The following is a 21,204-nucleotide window of genomic DNA, read 5'->3' as shown; positions in this document are numbered from 1 at the left end:
TTAGGCGGTGTCTTTTTGTATCATTAATTCTGAAAATCGGTTAATTAACATAGCCTTATGACAATTATGCATTAAGTAATATCGAATACTTCCATGCTTGTTGTCATCGAATACGCCATAATGGGCATATCTTATAATAAATAGCCTACCGATTATGAACACCTTTCCCCTATTTTTTAAATTAACCAATCAACCTGTGCTCATCGTGGGAGGTGGCGAAGTCGCCCAGCGTAAAGCCGACCTGCTATCGCGTGCAGGTGCGTGTATCACCATATTAGCCCCACAGATTAGCCAAGAGATACATCAGCTTTTAAGCGATGAAAGACACACGCTTATCACAGCGCACTATGATAAAAAATACATCGACGGCAAGCGTATTGTCATCGCCGGCACAGATGATGAGGCGTTAAACCATCAAGTCCATGCCGACTGTAAAGCGTTAAATATCCCCGTGAATGTGGTGGATACGCCGCCCTTATGCGACTTTATATTTCCGGCCATCGTTGATCGAAACCCCATCGTTATTGGCATCTCCTCCAATGGCAAAGCACCTGTGCTTGCCCGCCTGACTCGTGCCCGCTTGGAGACCTTAATTCCTCAAGGCTATGGCAAATTGGCTAAGCTGGCAGGCGACATGCGTGATGAGGTTAAATCAAAGATACCCACGCTGACCGGCCGCCGTCAGTTTTGGGAGAAGGCCTTTGAGGGCAAAGTGAGTGAGCTGATGTTTGCTGGGCGTAGCGTGGAGGCCGAGCAGGCACTAAAACAGCAACTTGAGCAGACCCATCAGCAGTTAAGCAGCAATAGTGATGTCAAGCAAGCTGACCCTAAGTCTGTGGGAGAGGTATATATCGTTGGTGCTGGCCCTGGTGATCCGGAGCTACTTACCTTCAAAGCGCTAAGACTGATGCAGCAGGCCGATATTGTCTACTATGATGCGCTGGTATCACGCGAGGTGCTTGATCTGTGTCGACGTGATGCAGACAAAGTATTCGTCGGCAAAAAACGCAGCAATCATGCTGTGGCACAGCAAGGTATTAATCAGCTCATGATTGATGCGGCCAGCTCAGGCAAACGTGTGGTGCGTCTTAAAGGCGGTGATCCCTTCGTATTCGGTCGAGGCGGTGAAGAGATACAAGCGCTACGGGCAGCAGGTATTGCGTATCAAGTGGTACCTGGCATTACTGCTGCGGGCGCCGCCTCTTGCTATACCGGTATCCCGTTGACTCACCGTGATTATGCACAGTCGGTAAGGTTTGTTACCGGATTTTTAAAGTCTGGCGAGCCCAATACCGGCTTTGCTGCCTTAACCAATCCGAATGAGACCGTCATATTTTATATGGGGCTACACTCGCTTGAGCGCTTAACCAAGGGCTTAATGGATGCCGGTCGTAGCCCACAGACGCCTATTGCGATTATCTCTCAGGCCAGTATGCCCACTCAGCAAGTCATGACCGCCACCTTACAAGATATCGTTGCCAAGCATGAGGCCAATCCTCTGCCTACCCCAGCGCTACTGATCGTCGGTGAGGTGGCTAAGCTGCATGATGAGCTTGCTTGGTATGGGGAGCATATAGCAAATACCGATCAGCAGGCGCATGCTTTAAATATGCTCTAAAAACAGGCAAACATTCTGCCATAACAATAAAGACCATAACAATAAGGGCAACGACTAATCTTAGTCATTGCCTTTATTGCTATGGCTGGTAATGCCTGGTTATGACGGGCTATTAGCAGACCCTTACAGGCCCTTAGCAGTGAGTGCCGGCACAGGGTCTGCTAAAGTTTAGTAAGCCTTGATAGGCTTAATAATCAATGGTATAGCTGATACCATAGGTAGTGCCTTGTGAAGGCAGGCGATTCATATCGCCATAGGTGGCTTGGTGATACACATTCATATGCTCTTTATTGAGTAGGTTTTGACTTCCTCCCCTCGCTAAACCGAGGGGATTGCTACAGCTAGACGGTCAAGCCCGACCGCAAGGATGTTCTTAGCAGCATTGATATCTCTATCATGCCATGTGCCACACTCAGCACACCTCCATCCTCTTATTCCAAGACCTGCTCTACCTTTCGGACTACTATCACTTATTTTAAGGCAGTGCGAACAGGTCTGGGTAGTGTAACTCTCATTTACCATCTCAAACTGACAACCTGCATACTTGCATTTATATTCCAGTTGTCTTTTGAGTTCAAACCATCCTGCATCGTATGTTGATTTAGCTAGGTTGGTCATCGAATTGGTAAATGAGCGTGATTTAACATCACCAACCACAATTAAAGCATTATTTTGAACTATCTTGGTGGTGAATTTGTGAATTAAGTCTAATCTTGAGTTTTTAATTTTGGCATGGATTGCTTTGACACGCTTTTTATTCTTAGCACGTTGAGCAATCGCAAGCTTTTTAGCCCATTTTTGGGTCTGCTTAATAGTTAGCTTGTCGCCATTTGAGGTAGTAGCAGACTTCTTTAAGCCTAAATCAATACCAACGCTGCCTTTGCCACTTACTTGTCTAGGATGGTCTTTAACGGTAATACAGGCATACCAACGGTTACGGCTGTCTTGCACTATCTCAAGCGTGTTAATTTGATACAAAGATAGATTATAGCTATCAAAGAGGTCTATGATAAGCTTTTGACCTTTACAGAGCGATAGCTGTATGGTTGATTTAAGTGCTTTCTTTCCCGTTTGTCTGGTATTTAGGTACTTGATAGCAGACTTTTTAAAAGGTATCCAACCAAGCGATTTGCGTTTGGCATCCACACGGTTGGTACGCCAATTGAGTTTGGCTTTTTTAAATTGTTTTCGGGCCTTCGCGTGAGTTTCATTGATAGCTTGTAAGGTTTGACTGTGTAATCCTAAATACTCACCGCTACCTTTGGTATACTCACTTAAATCATAAGCACTAAAAAACCTACCGGTACACTTTAAATGCTCAAAGCAAAGCGCATTGACATAGTTCCACACGAAGTTTACTAAACCGCTTAGCTGGTTCAGCTCTTTTATATGCTTGTCTTTGATGCGTAGCTTGAGTGTTTTCATAGGGTTAGTATGGCGAGGTTAATTTTAACTTGCAATACTTTAAGTACTGATCACGACAGTGTGTGTCGCCGTAAAACCACCCCCTGAAGTGGGTGGTTTTACGGCGACCGGTGATAAAAACAGGGATGGCCGGGTTTAACGCACTGTTGCTAAAGCTGACCACTGTGCCGCCCAATAGCAAGGTCCACAGCACTCGGCGTACTTGGCGGCTATCTGGATCCTCATGGTAGGCTTGTTGTGATAACGAGCCAGGCGGCGGTGATAAGTGTGTCATCAGATAATGCTAATCTTAGCTTACTGATGAACCGAACTGCGCCGAATGAGCCATATAAAGTACAGTCCCCCAATGATAGCGGCTATGGTGCCTGCCGGCAGCTCATAAGGGAAGATGATATAGCGGCCAATCCAGTCCGCTAAGACCATCACCCCCGCGCCCAGAAGTGCTGCTAATGGCAGCTGCTTCTCAAGCTGCACTGCCCCTAAAGAAGTGGCCAAATGCGGCACCATCAGCCCAATAAAGCTGAGCGGACCCACCGCTAATGTGCTGACTGTACTCAGCGCTGCCACCACGATCAGTAGCGCCAATTGATAAAATCTCACCTTAACGCCCAAGCTTTTGGCCACCGACTCACCTAATCCCAGCACTCTTAGCGGCTTAATCAATAACATACTAAGTGCCACCAGTCCCGCTGCTGCTATCATCAGGTACCAGACCGTCTCAGGGCTGGCGCTATACGTGGTGCCCGATAGCCAGCTCAGCATGGCCTCAAGTCTTGGGTCACCTGACAGCTTGACCATGCTCATGATGCCATCCATCATAGCGGCAATCCCAATACCGACCAGCAGTAAGTAAGCTGGCGTGACTTTACGCGCCAACCAAATAATCAGTAATAGCACCAAAAACGCCCCTGCCAGCCCTGAGCCAACCAAGCTTAGGGCACCAGCTTTTATCCCAAAAGCGGGCAACAATAAAAAGCCGCCAATGACCCCCAATGCAGCCCCAGAGCTAATGCCCAGTACTTCCGGGCTGGCCATGGGGTTGCGAGTCAAGGTCTGTAGCAACACCCCGGCGGTAGCCAGCATAACACCGGTAGCAGCAGCACTTAGCGTGCGCGGCAATCGGTATTGCTGGGTTAGCGCCCAATCTGTACTAAAGGCAATGCCTGAGAGGTCTTTGACCCATACGCTAACTAAAGCAATAAGTAGCAGTACGCCCACACTCCACCGCCACCAGTTGATGGCTTTACGCTGGGGCGTGAACATCGGCGTAATGGGTGTCACGCCTTGGCGTCTTTGACGTAAAATCAGCCAAATAATCAGCGGGGCACCCAACACGCCAGTGATAGAGCCCGCCGGTATCGGCGTCCCCATCACCGGCTCTAATAGCAGCGCCACATTACTGGTCAACCACAGCAATAAAGCGCCAAAGCCAAAGGCCGCTACCAATCTGCGCCCGATAGAGCCAATACCCAAGGCATTCACCAAACTTGCTGCCGCCAAGCCGATAAACCCAATCAAGCCCACCTCACTAACCACCAGCGCCGATACGATAGCTACGATAGCAATGACCGCTAAACGTAAGGCATTAATAGGTACGCCCAGCCGTTTGGCTTGCATATCATCTAGGCTCATTAGGGTTAACGGCTTTAATAAGGGGATACTTATCGCCGCCAGTGCTATGGCCGTTATGGCAAGCTTAACCGTGGTATGCCAATTATTTTGCGTTAAAAACCCAGCCGCCCATGACAAAATACCGACGCTATGCTCAGTAAAAAACAACACCAAAGTGCTGGCAAATGAAGCCAGTAAAATATTTACCACCAGTCCGGCTAACACTAAGATTAGGGGATTAAAACGGCTAGGCGCTGATAAGCTAAATACCAATACCAAACTAAACAGCGCCCCGACAAAGGCAATCCATACCCCACCATAAATCGCTAAACTTGGCACAAATAAGGTCGCAATAAGCAGCGCCAATTGAGCGCCAGTGCCAATGGCCAAGGTGGTATCAGAGGCCAAAGGGTTTTTGACCAGTTGTTGTAATAACACACTGACCACCCCCAGTAACCCTCCAGCCAATAAGGCCACCACACTGGTAGCGACCAGCTTTAACTGCACCGCCATATCCGCCACATCAAGTGTAAAGCTTGACTTAAACAGCTGGCTAACTGGCAGCTCCCAAAGCCTGTCAATCAATACCGAACTGCTGATGGCAATAGCCGCTAACAGTATCAGTATCAAGGCCCATGCCCGCCAGTGTTTGACTTCTACTGCCGAAGCCAAGGAGGAGACTGCAACTGGCCTGTCTGTAGCCGCTTGCGTTGAGCGTTTAGGGAGATGGCTATTGCTATTGTCTTTGTTCTGATTACTATTAGGCATAGAGTGACGATTATTTGATGTCATGAGCACGGCCTCCAACTAAGGTAGCTGAGGCAAGATTGTCTGCCAAACTGGTGAGTGATGCCATACCGCCATAAATCCATACCGGTGGCAAAATGGTCATACAACGGCTGGTGTCTGAGGTACTTGGATCGGCGCCATAGCCCAGTCTTTGCCACACCAAGCTGTCTTGGATTTGCTGCTGGGTGATAGGGTTTAGGGGCTTGATAATCAATAGACACACATCTGGCTCAAGCTGAGTCAAGTCTCCCATTTGAATGGGCACAAACCCCCACTCATTGCCCTCACCCAATGCAACCAACTGCTTATCCATCTTAGTCAGCACAGTATTAAACAAGCTGTTATTGGCATACATACGCATGTTATTGGCATCAACGAACTGCACCACGGCAAATTTTTTGATGGCAGAATACCGCTGTTGTAGCTTTGCACCAGCCTGATTAATGCGCTGCTGACTTTGATTGATATACTGCTCTGCTTGCGCAGGATTGCCTATAATCTTCCCAAGCTTACGCGTAGGCGCGGTATAATCTGACCATTTAGCCGTCTTACCTTGAGCGGCAAACATGACCGTCTGCGCCGGCACGTCACCATATACCCCGCGTGAGTGCTCATAAAAAAAGTTATCTATAATTAAATCAACCGGTAACTGTGCAGCAAGCTCCGCATTGGGTAGATAGCGTATGCCTAAGTCATGGACGGAGGATGGCAGTTTGGGCTCAGCCACCCATTGATCCCACACTCTCATATCCCCGGTAGCAATGGGAGGATGCCCCATGGCAGTAAGCGTGGCCGACACACCCCAATCAGGTGACACCACATTCAGGGACTTCTTAGAAGGGTTAGCCGAAGCGCTGTCTGGCTGATCAAGCGCCTCTATCTGAGAGGGGGCTGATGAGTCATTAAGTGCAGGCTTATCTTGTGTGGAATCAGCCGCACCATCGACGTTGTCACAGCCTGTGAGCACAAGGCTTGCCACACTAAGCACTTGTATCAGCTTAAACGCTGTAGATTTAAACAAGCAATGTCTGGTTAAAGCGGTCTGATTGGATGAGAAGGTGGTGGGGCTGATGGGTGGTTTTTTTAGAGGAGGCAGTCTCACTTTCATATTACACCACTGCCACAGGTTGGCCATTAACTGGATGAGTTAGCAGCTGCATATCGACATTAAAAATATCTTTTAACACGTCTGGCTGCATGATATTAGCCACCGTATCATCATGGCAGATCTTCCCAGCTTTTAGCGCAACAATACGGTCTGCATATTGAGCGGCAAGATTAATATCATGTACAATCATAGCCACTCCCAAGCCCTGTGTATCTACCAGCTGTCTAATCAGTGCCATCACCTCTAGCTGATAGCGGACATCTAGTGCTGCCAATGGCTCATCAAGTAGCAGATATTGGGTATCTTGAGCCAAGCACATCGCCAGCCAAACCCGTGCTCGCTCACCGCCCGACAAGGTAGACACAATGCGATCAGCAAAAGGTGCCACTTGAGTCAAATGCATTGCCTCAGTGACTTTATCACGGTCTATTTGACTGGGTTTTTGTAGCCATTTTTGATGCGGATAGCGGCCGAGCATCACAAGCTCACTGACGCTAAAAGAGGCGGCATCGGGTAACTGCTGCGGCAAATAGGCCAGTTTTTTGGCCAAATCTTTACTGCCATAATCACTAAGCGGTTTATCTTCAAGCACAAGCGACCCTGAGCTTGGTAACATCTCGCCTGCCAAGGTTTTTATTAAAGTGGATTTTCCGGAGCCATTGTGGCCAACCAGAGCAACCAATTGATTGGTCGCAATCTGACAGTTTATGTCTTGTAATAATAGGGTGTTTTGACGGCTAATAGAAAGGTGCTGGGCTTGTAACATAGAATCGCCGTAGATTAGGTGAAAAATTAATAAGCAATTGAATATGCTTTGAATTTAGAGTCAAATTATACTTACGAACGATAATAAAAACAATTATCATTCACTTAAAAAATCTAGCGGATGCTTACAGTACAGGCTTGGTATGGCAAGCTTAGGCGCATATTACTAATAGCCATCAATAGGCCCCTAAGCTGAATACGCCTAAGGTTTTGCCGTCACAAGTCCACTGCGTTCACCTAATACAAACACCACAGCGAAGTCACCTCAGCACGGCGCGCTTCAAATAATGGATCGCTTTTATCTTGGCTTTTGCCATGGGTTGGCTCAGTATCTAAGCGATATTTGACCTTTAAGCCGGCCTCCTCTATCCAGCCAAGTAACTCCTCACGGCTACGTAGCTGTAAATGTTCGGCTAAATCTGACAATATCAACCAGACTTCACCCTTGTCGGCCAGATGCGACTTTGCGCCCATAAAAAAACCACGCAACATCGCACTATTGGCATCATATACTGCATACTCTAACGGTGAGCTGGGTTTGGCGGGCAGCCAAGGCGGGTTACAGACAATCAAATTAGCCAGCGGCGCTTGCTTGGGATACAGATCTATTTGCTGCAGCTGTACCTGTTCAATTTGCAGGCGTTCAAAGTTATCATCGGCACAGTCTAATGCACGGGGATTTAAATCAGTGGCAATCACTTCTTTCACACCACGCTGCGCCAGAACAATGGATAATAGACCCGTACCGGTACCAATGTCATAGGCGATATCGCAAGGCTTTGGCAAGGGTGCATCAAGTAGCAGCTGCACATATTCTTGGCGGGTTGGTGCGAACACACCGTAATGAGGGTGAATTGATACGCCTAGAGCCTCAACGGGGACGCCTTTTTTGCGCCACTGCGCGGCACCTAATGCGCCCTGCAAGTCACGAAAGGACAACACGCATGCCTCATCCATCTTACCAAAGGCAGCTGTACAAGCCTCCCTGACTTCAGGGGCGCGGCCTAGATTGAGTTGATAATTGGCATCGAAATGTAATAGTAGGCGGCTTAATATTCGAGAGCGCTGAGTTTGCGCCAAACGGTTTTTATGAAATAGATTCGGCAGGTGTTGTGACGCGCTCACCGGCTTTGAGTCACCCCTCATTGAATCAGTCACTGCTTGAGCGGCTTTTTTTGCGGTTTTTTCAGCCTTGCGCAGCTCAGCACGATCAATACGGCGCTGCAGGGCTTGAATTAATTGCTTGGCATTATGAAAGTCGCCTCGCCACAGCATAGAAGTGCCGGCATTGGCTAAGCGGTAGGCGGTATCTGCCGTGGTGGTGTCATCGATGATAACGATGCGGGCAGGCGGACCATGATTGCTCTGTGAGAGCCATTGTGCACGGTGTAGACTGCCATTTTCTTGCCATTGAACATACTGTCTTGTTGCTACTAACACGAAATTTACCTTCTTTCATTTATCAATACTAAAAAAACCACTATCATACACTAAACAATAATAAACTTCGCGACAGCCTGGTTATCCTGCTCAGCTTTTGCGGTATTTGTGCTATGATAATTTATCCTCTTTGCTATTGATTAAGTCGCTCTTTTAACGACAATTTAACGACAAGTCGCCCTCTTAACTATTTAACCTGCTCTGCTATCCTTTATGTCAAACTCTACTTCGTTATCCCATCCTCCAAAACCACTCACTATTTTACATACCTCAGACTGGCATCTGGGACGCCGTTTGTATGGCCAATTGCGCTACCATGAATTTGAGGCTTTTTTGGCATGGCTGACTCAGACCTTGCAGCAATATGAGGTCGATGTGCTGATCGTCGCTGGTGATGTATTTGACACCATGACGCCCAGTAATAAGGCTCAAGCGCTGTACTATGAATTCTTGGGTGTGGTCTCTAAGTCGCACTGCGATCACGTGGTGGTGGTGGCTGGCAATCATGACTCCCCTACCTTCTTGGACGCGCCAGCCAATGTGCTCAAAGCGTTAAACGTGCATGTGATTGGCACCGCTTGCGAAGATGTGGCCGATGAAGTATTGGTGCTCACAGACAGCCAGGATCAAGCGCAATGCATCATTGCGGCGGTGCCTTATCTTCGTGACCGTGATGTGCGTAGTGCTCAAGCAGGCGAGTCAGGCGCAGATAAAGATGCCAATCTGTTGGCTGGTATCCATGAGCACTATGCGAAGGTGGCGCAGGTTGCCAAAGCCAAACAGGCCAAGCTGATCGCTCAGCAGCAGCGCCATATCCCTCTTATTGCCACTGGTCATTTGTTTGCCGCAGGGGGTGCGACCACAGCTGATGATGGGGTACGTGAGCTGTATGTCGGCAGTCTGGGTAAGATTTCAGCCGATATGTTTGATGAGTGCTTTGATTATGTGGCACTTGGGCACCTGCATGTGCCGCAAAAGGTGGGCGGCCGTGAGCACATTCGTTATAGTGGCTCCCCTATTGCGATGGGCTTTGGAGAGGCCAATCAGACCAAACAGGTATTGTTGGTACAATTTGGCCAAAATTTAGCCTCTGATAGCCTTAAAGAGCGCATTCAAGAGCGCATTCAAGAGCGCGTTCAAGAGCGTATTGAGGAGGCTTCTACGGCATCTCAAATACCTACGGCATCTCAAATATCTGCTAAGCCCAGCCATACCTTAACGACACCGGCAGCAGGCGCAGCTGCCAATTTATCTCAAGCGGATTTGTTTTGTGGAGATTTATTTGACGATTGGCTTGAGCCGACATCAAATCAGCCATCTCAGCTGCAGACCCATGCAGATTCAACAGCAGACTCTATAAGCCAATTAGACAAGCAGCATAAGCCAGATGAGGCACTGGCGACCAAAACCTTGCACATCACCGCCGATAATACCATGCAAATTATCGCGGTTACTGTGCCTTGCTTTCAGCAGCTCTTGCCCATTTCAGGTGATATCAATCATATTCTACAAAGCCTGCAACAACTCCCACACACCAAGCCCATTTGGATAGAGGTGGCTTATACCGGCGATGAAATCGTCAGCGATTTGCGCGAGCAGATCCATGCTGCCGTGGCTGGCACACCTTTTGAGGTATTAAAAATCAAGAACCATCAGGTTCGTAACAAGGTGCTCAAAGCACAGAGCACGCATGAGACGCTGCAAGACTTGGATGAAATGCAGGTCTTTGAGCGCTGCTTAGTGGCGAATAAAGTGGCAGAATCTCAGCGTCCTAGCTTGCGCGAGGCCTATGCACAAATCGTGTATCAAATCCATCATGATGACTCAATGGCCGAGTAGATCTATTGCTGGTGCACGTGCTGCTTATGCTTATGCTCATGTTGCTATTACTATTGCCCTTGTGCTGCTATTTACTATGTTTTAATTATTTCAACGTTATTTATTTAAACGGCTTGTTATCCTATGCGACTGATTGAATTACGACTCAAAAACCTAAACTCTCTAAAGGGCGAATGGCGCATCGACTTTAGCGATGAAGCCTATATCAACGAAGGTATTTTTGCCATTATTGGGCACACAGGCGCAGGCAAGACCACCATTTTGGATGCCATTTGCTTAGCGCTATATGGAGAAACACCGCGGATCAGTAACATTAGTAAATCGACCAATGAGGTGATGACTCGCCAAACTGGGGAGTGTCTGGCCGAAGTGGTGATTGATATAAATGGCACACATTACCGCTGTCATTGGTATCAGCGCCGTGCCCATGGTAAGCCTGACGGTAACTTGCAAGACGCCACCCATGAGCTGTCCCTTGCCAGCGATCATGAGGGACAAAAAGCCGGTACGGTTCTTGAAGAAAAATCATCGCTGACCAAAAAGCGAATTGTTGAACTTACCTGTATGGACTTTCAGCAATTCACCCGCTCCATCTTATTGGCTCAGGGCAGCTTTGCGGCATTTTTAAGCGCCAAAGCCGACGAGCGTGCCGACATCTTGGAGAAGATAACCGGCACCGATATTTATGCCACCATCTCTGAGCGGGTGCACGAAAAAAAACGACAAGAAGAAGCCCTTCTTAATACCTTGCAGGCCAAGCTTCAGGGGCTAGAGTTGCTCGATGTAGAGGCCGAGACCCAACTCAAACAACAGCTCGAGGCCAATACCAAACAACTGACAGATCACCGCGCCATCGTTAGCCAATTAGAGGATCAATTAACATGGATCACTGAGGTTGAACAGCTTACAGAGCAAGTGGTGACGCTTAACGCCGATGTGGCGGTATCCATACAAGCAAAAACAGCCTTTGAAGAGGATGCAAAACGTCTAGAGCGTGCCAATAAGGCGTTAGAGATTGAAAGTCACTATACACAAGTGCGTAATCTGCGCACCTCAAAACATCAGCTGAATCAAGAGCTGTCTAATAAACAGCAGCAAACCTCTGTCTTACAGCAGCAGCTTGATGAGCAGCAAACACAAATGACTCAGGCACAAAAGCGTGAAGCATCAGCTAACCAAGTCTTGAATGATACGCTCCCTGTGATTGAACAGACGCGCCAGCTGGATAATCAAATTGAACAAAAGCAGCTTACCCTAAAGCAGCAGCAACAATTACAGCACACCCATCAGCAAAGCTTGGCCGAATTCAAGGCAACAATAACACGCCTTATATCAGATAAAAACCAAACCCAGCAGCAGCTGGCTGAGGTTGACAGCTACCTACAGCAGTACCAGCACCACAGCCAGCTAAATGTGGATATAAGTGGCTTAAATACCCTCGGCTTAACTCTCAAAGCTGAGCTTGAAAATAACTATAAGCTGTATCAGCAGCAGCACTTAAAAGAGCAAGAAAATAAGGATCTGACCCATCAATTAAACGCCCTAAAGCAAGAACAGGCCACGAACCAGGCCCTTTATGAGACAAAACAAGCCAAGTTAACTGAGTTATATCACGCGCAGCAAGCACTGTTACAGGGTCAGCCTTTGGCGGCACTTCGTCAGCAGCAAGAGCACAGTGATGCCTTGAGTACGCAGCTGTCCATACTACAGCAGCACCTTGATAATAAAGCTGAATTGGCTACTCAAATCAGCGCTGAAAAGGCAGTCACCACTCAGTTTGACTCAGATATGGCTGACCTACAAAGCGCCATTGAACAGGCTGAGCAAGATCTTGAGATGCTAAACCGTCATCAGCAGGACAAACAATCTCAAGTAGAACAACAACAAAAAATCATTGAGCTGGAGGCCAAGCTTGAGGATTATATCGAGCTGTTAGCCCATAATCAGCCCTGTCCACTGTGTGGCTCTACCGAACACCCTAGTGTTGCTAACAAAAAATCTGATTCATCTGAGGCTCATACCAAGCTCCATCAATTAAAAGATGAGCTGTCTCAAATAGTCGCTAAAATTAATCGTGCCAAGCAAAATTTGGACGACGCCAAGCTGGCTTATAAAAACACTGAGTATAAGCAGCAACAAAGCCACGCTCAGCTGACAAACCAGCTACAGCGACTTAATACAACACTAAGCCAGATACTAAACCATACTAATACGTTATCTGAGCAATTAAGTGCTGCCCCCACTGTGCTGCAACAGCAGCTACTAAATAGCAGCGCTCACCTTCATGAAACTGATCCTCAAAGCAGCGATCCAAAAAATCATCAAAACGACCAGCAGCCAGCGGCGCCTAAGCCGGCTCTCTTGTTAAAGCTATCGCAGCTAACAGCAGGTTTTGACAGTCAGCCAAGCCAGCAGCAGCTTGAGGCTTTACTAGCCACGGGCAAGCAAATTACAGCGTGTATTTATGACGCACAGCAGCGATTACACCATCAAAAACAGCAGATTAAGCAGTCTTTAGAGGAACAAGATGCGCTGACCCAGCAGATAACAGATATCGAGAAGCGGCATAAAGCGATAGAGGCTGATAACCAAAGGCTAATGATGCACATCAAGGACATTGAAACCAAGCAGCAGCTTAACCAGCATAGTATCACTCAAGCTACAGCCTTTATAGATCAAGGTTTTAGTAAGCTTGGTGAGAGCGTTCAACAGCTGCAAGGTTTGCTAGATAAGTATAAAGACAGTGCGGCGATTAATGATGCCTCACAGACCCTTACTGATTGCGAGCAGTCACTGGCTCAGCTTAGACACTGTATGAATAACCAGCAACACTTAGATGACAAGCAGTGCTATGACTCATTACAGCCGCTACGCAATCTTAGTCAATGGATGGGCGCGCTCAATAACAGCTATGCAGCCAAGCTGGCCTCCAAGCAGCAGCTCTTCACTGAGATCCAAACATTAGACACACAGCTTAAAAGTAATCAGGCTCAGGCAGACAAAGAGCACAGCCAGCTTGCGCTATTGACTGACACCATCCGTCAGCTGTCACATGAGATGACTCAGCTGCAAAGCCGCCGCCGTGATTTATTTGGTGATAAGCAAGTCAATAGCGAAGACAGCAGATTGCGTGCCGCGCTTGATAGTGCCAAAGACCAGCTTAACCAAATAAATAAAGAGCACAGCCATACGCAGCATCAATTAAGCACGCTTCAAGCAGAAAGCCTACGCCTTGAGGCTCAGCTGTCTGAATTACAAAGTCAACTTGCTCAGCAAGAGCACGCGCTAAGGACACAGCTTCTTGCCCATGATTTTGATTCTGAGGCCGATTATTTGGCCGCTCGCCTGCCCAAAGAACAGCGTGATGCGCTCAATCAACGACAGCAAGAGATTGTTAATGCCCTAAATTATGCCCAAAATGCTTTAAAAACGGTTGAACATCAGCTACAGCATAAAACGGCTAATCCGCAAACCACCGACACCAAAGAAAATCTGCAGGCTCAGCGGCAACAGCAACAAGACTTAGTCGATGAGCTTATCGAACAGGTGGGCGGCATCAATCAGCAGCTACAAACCAATGAGGCGCGAAAAACAGATCAGCGCTCCCAACTTGAGAAGATAGCTGAGCAAAAACAAAAGCTGAAAGTCTGGCAAGAGCTCTATGGCTTAATTGGCTCTGCCGATGGTAAAAAATACCGCACCTTCGCTCAAGGGCTCACCTTTGAGATTATGGTCAGCAACGCCAATACTCAGCTGCGCAAAATGAGTGACCGATACATACTGGTACGTGACGAGAACAGTCCACTTGAGCTTAACGTTATTGATGACTATCAAGGCGGATTGATACGCAGTACCAAAAACTTATCGGGCGGCGAAGGCTTTTTAATCAGTTTGGCTTTGGCACTGGGGTTATCGAGTATGGCCAGCCAAAACATTCGGGTCGACTCGCTGTTCTTGGATGAAGGCTTTGGTACACTTGATGAGGACTCGCTGGATGTGGCGCTCAATACGCTGACCAACTTGCAGCAAGAAGGCAAGCTGATTGGGATTATCTCACATGTGCAAGCGCTTAAAGATAGAATTCACACCCAAATTAGAGTGGATAAACTCTCAGGCGGATATAGTAAACTTAGCGGGCCTGGCTGTTCGGCGGTTAAGGATTAATGCCCTCTATTCTCTAACATGTCTGGTTATAAGCGCTAAGCTCAGTCATCATCATACTAAAGGCAGAATACAGGCAAATAAAAAGACCTCTTTATTGATAAAGAGGTCTTTTTGTTAGAGGCACATAACGCTCATTATCAAGCGCTCGCTACTTACTCAGAAATCAACTTGTTAATCTCGCTAATCATAACCGAGAGCGCTGATAAGCCCACCTCAGTACCGTTCAGCTTAGACATTTGACCCGCCATATCTTCAATGGCTTGTCTGTGAGACTGTTGCCACTGCTCAAGAGTGGCCGCTGCATTGTCCTGAGACAACAGTTTGTTCATCATCTGACGCAGACTACGGGTCAGCTCATTAAGCAGTGCATAGCGCGCACGTCTGTCCCAGTGGTCTTGCTGTGGTAGATGCTCAACTTGTAGCATTAGCCAGTCGATATGCAGGTTTTGATAAACCTCAAAGTACAGCTGTGCAATCTCATCCACCGGGCGCTGATACTGCTCAGCCAGTAGCGCTGTGTCTAAGGCATCAATAGCATAGGGTAAGATGGCAAAGCTTTGAGCCTGATCTTGATTGAGTCCTAAGTCGGTCAACTCAGACACATCTTCTTCTAGATGTGTTTCGAACTGATGGGCAATAATGCCTTGTGACTGAGTTAATTCAGACACCCCATTTTTGAAGCGCTCAATGGTTGGTGCGACTTGCAAATCATTGCCAAAAGCATTAACCAGCCACACAATACCCTGCTCTAACACCGAGCGCACTCTGACCTCTAACTGCAGCAAGGTTACGGCGTCCACTTGGTTATCCAAGGCCTCAAGCGTCTGCCAGCTGTCAGTGACTGCAAAGATATCACGGGCAATGGCATAAGCGCGGATTAGGGTCGCTACGCTTTGATTGGTCTCTTCAAACAAGCGGAAGATGGCCTCAATACCCAAGCGGTTTACCACACTGTTGGTCAGATACGTACTGATGATCTCGCGATGCAAACGGTGACGGGTCATCTCATCAAAGAAACGGCTTGCCAGCTCATCTGGGAAGTATTTACGCAGCTCATTCACGAAATAAGGGTCATCAGGAAGATCTGACTCTAATAGCTGCTCATACACCCACATTTTGCCATAGGCCAATATCACAGCAAGCTCAGGGCGGGTCATACCAACGCCTGACTTCATGCGCTGCTCAATCACCTCATCACTTGGTAAGAATTCAATGGCTCTATCTAAACGGCCCTGTGCTTCTAGATAATCAATAATACGCTTATGATCGGTTAGGTTATCTGCCCCATCTAAATGACTGAGCTCTAAGGCTTGCGGCTGCAGATAGTTTTGACGCAGTACCAACTGAGCCACTTCATCGGTCATGCTCTTTAATAAGTCATTGCGCTGCTTGGTGGTCATATCACCTTGCTCAACCACTTTGCCCAATAAGATTTTGATATTGACCTCATGATCTGAGCAGTTAACACCGGCTGAGTTATCAATGGCATCGGTATATAAATGACCGCCTTCATGTTGTGGGCCACCATATAAGGCATACTCAATACGGCCTTGTTGGGTGCAGCCTAAGTTACCCCCTTCACCAAAGACTTTGGCACGGATATCCTCACCATTAACGCGAACCGCGTCATTAGCTCGGTCACCCACATCAGCATGGCTCTCCTCGCGGCTCTTGACGTACGTACCGATACCGCCGTTCCAGATTAAGTCCACCGGCGCTTTTAATAAGCGACCAATCAACTCATTGGGGGTTAAGCTGTCCTCAGAGATATCAAAGGCCGCTTTCATTTCATCAGTTATGACAATCGATTTATCTGAGCGTGAGAACACGCCGCCGCCTTGGCTAATAAGCGATTTTTCATAATCATCCCACGTTGAGCGCGGTAGATTAAATAAGCGCTCGCGTTCGGCGTAAGATGCCTCCGTATCTGGATTAGGATCGATAAAGATATGCAGATGGTTAAAGGCAGCTTGCAGCTTGATATGCTTAGACAGCAGCATGCCATTACCGAACACGTCGCCGCTCATATCACCAATACCCACGACGGTGAAGTCGTCTTTGTTTTGGATGTCTAGACCCAACATTCTAAAGTGACGTTTGACCGATTCCCAAGCGCCGCGAGCAGTAATCCCCATGGCCTTGTGATCATAACCGACTGAGCCACCTGAGGCGAAGGCATCATCGAGCCAAAACCCATATTCAGCAGCCACGCCATTGGCGATGTCTGAGAAGCTGGCGGTACCTTTATCAGCTGCCACAACCAGATATGGGTCATCCTCATCGTGACGCACTGTATTGTCCGGATGCACCACATTGCCATCGACTAAGTTGTCAGTCACATCCAGCATACCGCGTAAGAAGGTCTGATAACACTCAATACCTTCTTTTTGGAACGCTTCTCGGCCATCAGCGGGGCTTTTTTGCTTCACGATAAAGCCGCCTTTTGAGCCTACTGGCACAATCACTGCGTTCTTGACCATTTGTGCTTTAACCAAGCCTAACACTTCGGTACGGAAATCCTCCATACGGTCTGACCAGCGAAGACCACCACGCGCCACTTTTCCGCCGCGTAAGTGAATGGCTTCCACACGTGGGGAATACACAAAGATCTCAAACATCGGTTTGGGCTTAGGCAGATTGGGGATATCACTGGCCGCAAATTTAAAGGACAAGCGGTCTTTACGGTTACCCTCGCTATCACGCTGATAGAAGTTGGTGCGTAGCATGGCATTGATTAAGTCCAAGTACCAACGCAAAATTCTATCTTCATCTAGGCTATCTACTTTAGCCAGCGCCGCTTTTAGCTGCTCTTGGCACGCTTGAGTTTTACTGACTCGTACTTCCTCGCTATAGTCCGGATTCATACGCGCATCGAACAAGTCGGCAATCATCACTGCGATATCGCCATTTTTTACTAAGGTTTGCTGAATATACTGACTTGAGAATGGCGCTTTGGCTTGTAGGATATAGCGCATTAATGCCCGCAGTACCACGACTTCAAATGTACCCAAGCGGGTGGCCAACACCAGCTCATTTAGTGAGTCACTCTCAACACGGCCCGCCCAAATTTGCGCTAGGCTGTCCTCGAACTGCTCACGCACCACTGCCAAATCAATGGTCTTAGCATTACGTATGGTCAGCTCGTACTCTTGCAGCCACATTGACTGCTCAGGCAAATCAAACTCGTAGGTCTGTGCTGAGACCACCAGCACCCCAAAGTTCTCTAAAATCGGTAAGATGTTGGATAAAATGGTGGGCTGATTTAAGCCATAGAGCTTCAGATGCAGCTGATTGCTTTCATCACCAGTAGATTGATACAGCTTCCATATCATAGGATTGCTGTCGCTTAGGCTCGCCAGACGCTTGGTATCAGTCACGCCGGTACGGACATCAAAGCGCTCTTTGTAAGCGGCAGGAATGGTATTTAAATAGCGCTTTAATAGGCTATTGGCTTTTTGCTCACCCAAAGCGGCCACCATAACTTGCTGATACTGATCGCTCCAGTCCTCCATCAGGCCGTTGAGCTCATCTTCTAGCTGCTGTAAATCGACCGTATTGATTTGACCAGGCTCGGTACGCACATGCACATGGACGCGGGCATGATATGACTCATCGAACTCAGTGGTAAAGCCAGAGGAAATGCCATTAAAGGCATCTACTAACGCCTGCTGCATCTTAAGACGTAAGCTGGTATTAAACTTATCACGAGGGATATAGACCAGGCACGACACGAAGCGCTGATAGTGATCGACACGGGTAAATAAGCGCAGACGCTTTTTGTCTTTTAGCTGAGCAATACCAGAGACGATGGGATACAGCTCATCAATATTGGCTTGGAACAAGTCATCGCGTGGCAAGCTGTTGATGATGTGCATGTATTTATGATAGTTGTAGCCATTTTTTGGAAAGTCGGCTTGCTCCATAATTTTATTGGCTTTTTCGCGCAGTAACGGAATTTGCTGCACGCTTAGCTGATATGCCTGAGAGGTCAATAAGCCAATAAAGCGATACTCGCCAATTAGGCGACCTTGCGCATCATATTTATGAATGCCCAAAAAGTCCATATATACGGGACGATGAATGGGTGACAATTGACTTGATTTTGACAGTAACACCACGCGCGGCATGGTCATTAGCACTTTTAGACTGTCTGGTAGCTGCGCAAAACTTCTGGACGGTGTGTCTTCAGAAACCCCGTTTAATAAGCCCAGACCACTGTTGCCTACAGAAATAAGGTTAATGGTCTTGCCTGCGTCTAAATGCTCCGCATCTAAGTCGGCGTCATTGGCTAGCTCAAGGCTGTCGGCATTGCCCTCTAAGCGATACTCTCTAAAGCCTAAGAAGATAAAATTATCATCAGCAATCCACTGCAAAAAAGCTTTAATTTCATCTGCGCTGCTATACACCTCAGGCACAGGCGTATTATCAAGCTCTTGCTTAATTTCGCTAAGCTTATTGCGCATGGCCTGCCAATCGCCAACCACCGTATCTAAAGTGGCGATTTTGTTTAAGATGCGCTCACTTAATAACTGCATGGTCTTGCTGTCTGTACGCTCGATTTCGCAATGAATCAATGACAAGTAGCGGGTATCACTGTCTTGCACACCCTCTACTGCAATAATCTCGTCTGCCTCATTGCGTTTGGCATCAATAATGGTGTTGTGGATGCGGTGTACATCTAGACCTTGTGCCTCAATACACATGGTCAAGGTATCGACCAAAAATGGGCGGTTATACGCGACCAATTGCAACACGGTATGACCGCTATGAAAATGTTGCTCTTCGATACTTGGATTGAATAGGCGTAGGGCGGGCTGATTGTTTTTATAAGACTTTAATAGCACAAAGTGATGCAGCGCCATACCGGCTAAGTCAGCATCTGACTCTTTATCAGCGGTACGCGCCGCTAAGCTGCGGTAATAGACCGAAATGAAGTTGTCTACCAAAGCCTTATCTTTATTGACATAGCTTGTGGCAATATTACTTATGTTTTCAAGACGTTCAGCGCTTAAAGCAAGCGTGTTTTTCATTATAAATCCCTTTGAGAGCTTATTTAATTATTGGTTTATTATCGAAATTTAAAACTAGATTTTTGTCTGTTTTAAAGCTAGATTTTACTCCTCCTAGGCTTGAGACTAAAGGGTTTAACAATGTTTCATCATTACCTGTTCATTCATAATTATTAGTAGGCTTTTATTAAATAAACTGCTCTTGTAATCTGATTTTTATTGCTATACATATCCGTAATTGAGGCCAATATAAGGTAAATATGTGCTAAAATGGTAACTTTCTAGACGACTGGTCTATATTCTTGTATCAGCTTTGTAGTTTCGTCTTGAATTCAATCTGGATTATCCTAACAAATCCTATATAAGCTTTCGGCGACTTTTACTTCGACTATATAAATACTCATACTGACGAGCTATTACTAACAAACCATATAAACACCAAATAAATACCATATAAATACCAACGATTTTTATACTCAGCCGACTTTAATCTACTACTTAGCATTTGTCGCAATCTACCAAAACAGGGTGATGCGGCTGTATAACGGATACCTAATTATGAGCTCTTCTACCCCTGATACCGTCGCAGTCCGCCATAAGACTGAGGCAGCAACACTACCTACTATTGAAGCGGATTTTGTGAAAGCCGCTAAAGGCGATACTAAGTCGCATTTGTTGGCCACTGGATATCAACTGCTGGCTCATAAAGGCTTTACTGCGGTCGGTATCAAGCTTATCTTAGATACTGCTGGCGTGCCCAAAGGCTCTTTTTATCATTATTTTGCCTCCAAAGAAGCGTTTGGTGAAGCCATTATTAAAGGCTACTTTGAGCATTATAAAAGCCGTCTTGAGGCCATTTCTAACCAAGATATTAGTGCACAACAAAAACTGTATAACTACTTTCAGTTTTGGTATGACACTCAGCAAAATGGCTGCGATCACGAAAAATGCTTGGTGGTTAAATTAAGTGGTGAGGTGGCCGATATCTCAGACCCTATGCGTGAAGCCTTAGCGGGCGGTTATATGCAGACCATTGGCTGGATTAGCGATCAGATTAAGGCTGGCTGGGAAGATGGCTCTGTGCCTAAGACCGAAAATGTGGCAGCAGAGAGTCTGGCCAAGCGCTGGTACTATGCTTGGTTGGGGGCCAGCTTAATTGCCAAGACCAGTCAGTCTAATATTCCATTATCTGAGGTATGGCAGATGACCACCTCAGAGCTTGGGCGCTAAGCTAAGTTTGCTGAGATGTCGCTTGGCTTATTTTAGTTTTTAGCTTGGTACATTTGTTAGCAGGATATATTTTTTGGTTTGGTACGTTTTTTAGCTTGGTATTTTTTTTAGCTTGGTATGTTTTTTAGCTTAGTATATTTGTTAGTGCGGTACATTGTTTTTAGCGCAGTGCACTGTGGACACAGCGGCTGTGATAGCCGGCTCTA

Annotated in this window: 11 protein-coding genes; 4 read left to right on the top strand and 7 right to left on the bottom strand. The window is 47.0% G+C overall.

The window, feature by feature from the left end; genetic code table 11:
- The first annotated feature begins 154 nt into the window (after positions 1 to 154).
- Positions 155 to 1,618, top strand: coding sequence for a siroheme synthase CysG (cysG, locus tag MN210_RS05975; RefSeq protein ID WP_338412749.1), 1,464 nt, complete (start codon positions 155 to 157; stop codon positions 1,616 to 1,618).
- A 318-nt stretch (positions 1,619 to 1,936) separates the two neighbouring features.
- On the opposite strand, the gene MN210_RS05970 is transcribed toward cysG, so the two are convergent.
- The 6 genes from MN210_RS05970 to MN210_RS05945 form a co-directional block, all read right to left on the bottom strand.
- Positions 1,937 to 3,043, bottom strand: a complete 1,107-nt coding sequence (locus MN210_RS05970; RefSeq protein ID WP_338412748.1) for an RNA-guided endonuclease InsQ/TnpB family protein — start codon at positions 3,041 to 3,043, stop codon at positions 1,937 to 1,939.
- A gap of 4 nt (positions 3,044 to 3,047) precedes the next feature.
- Positions 3,048 to 3,317 (bottom strand): hypothetical protein, encoded by a 270-nt coding sequence (locus tag MN210_RS05965; protein WP_338412747.1) that lies wholly within the window; start codon positions 3,315 to 3,317, stop codon positions 3,048 to 3,050.
- A gap of 20 nt (positions 3,318 to 3,337) precedes the next feature.
- Positions 3,338 to 5,446, bottom strand: a complete 2,109-nt coding sequence (fhuB, locus tag MN210_RS05960; protein WP_338412746.1) for a Fe(3+)-hydroxamate ABC transporter permease FhuB — start codon at positions 5,444 to 5,446, stop codon at positions 3,338 to 3,340.
- The gene (locus MN210_RS05955) at positions 5,433 to 6,551 is read right to left on the bottom strand and encodes an ABC transporter substrate-binding protein (RefSeq protein ID WP_338412745.1); all 1,119 of its coding nucleotides are present in this window, start codon (positions 6,549 to 6,551) and stop codon (positions 5,433 to 5,435) included. Before MN210_RS05955 ends, fhuB begins: the two co-directional genes overlap by 14 nt.
- A gap of 1 nt (position 6,552) precedes the next feature.
- Positions 6,553 to 7,317, bottom strand: a complete 765-nt coding sequence (locus MN210_RS05950) for an ABC transporter ATP-binding protein (protein WP_201544609.1) — start codon at positions 7,315 to 7,317, stop codon at positions 6,553 to 6,555.
- A 236-nt stretch (positions 7,318 to 7,553) separates the two neighbouring features.
- Positions 7,554 to 8,756, bottom strand: coding sequence for a methyltransferase (locus tag MN210_RS05945; RefSeq protein ID WP_338412744.1), 1,203 nt, complete (start codon positions 8,754 to 8,756; stop codon positions 7,554 to 7,556).
- Between the two features lie 213 nt (positions 8,757 to 8,969).
- Here MN210_RS05945 and MN210_RS05940 point away from each other — a divergent pair, with 213 nt between their 5' ends.
- Positions 8,970 to 10,595 carry an exonuclease SbcCD subunit D C-terminal domain-containing protein gene (locus MN210_RS05940; protein ID WP_338412743.1) on the top strand — a complete coding sequence of 542 codons (1,626 nt, stop codon included), beginning with the start codon at positions 8,970 to 8,972 and terminating at the stop codon, positions 10,593 to 10,595.
- 123 nt (positions 10,596 to 10,718) lie between these two features.
- Positions 10,719 to 14,759 (top strand): AAA family ATPase, encoded by a 4,041-nt coding sequence (locus MN210_RS05935; RefSeq protein ID WP_338412742.1) that lies wholly within the window; start codon positions 10,719 to 10,721, stop codon positions 14,757 to 14,759.
- A 152-nt stretch (positions 14,760 to 14,911) separates the two neighbouring features.
- On the opposite strand, the gene MN210_RS05930 is transcribed toward MN210_RS05935, so the two are convergent.
- A complete protein-coding gene (locus MN210_RS05930) occupies positions 14,912 to 19,789 on the bottom strand; it encodes an NAD-glutamate dehydrogenase (RefSeq protein ID WP_338412741.1) in 4,878 nt (1,625 codons plus the stop codon).
- A 618-nt stretch (positions 19,790 to 20,407) separates the two neighbouring features.
- On the opposite strand from MN210_RS05930, the gene MN210_RS05925 reads away from it, so the two are divergent.
- A complete protein-coding gene (locus tag MN210_RS05925; RefSeq protein WP_011960356.1) occupies positions 20,408 to 20,998 on the top strand; it encodes a TetR/AcrR family transcriptional regulator in 591 nt (196 codons plus the stop codon).
- The last annotated feature ends 206 nt before the right edge of the window (positions 20,999 to 21,204 follow it).

It is taken from the genome of Psychrobacter raelei (assembly GCF_022631235.3).
Lineage (GTDB): Bacteria > Pseudomonadota > Gammaproteobacteria > Pseudomonadales > Moraxellaceae > Psychrobacter > Psychrobacter raelei.
Note: the sequence above shows the minus strand (reverse complement) of the source record. Positions and strands in the feature narration are given on the sequence as shown.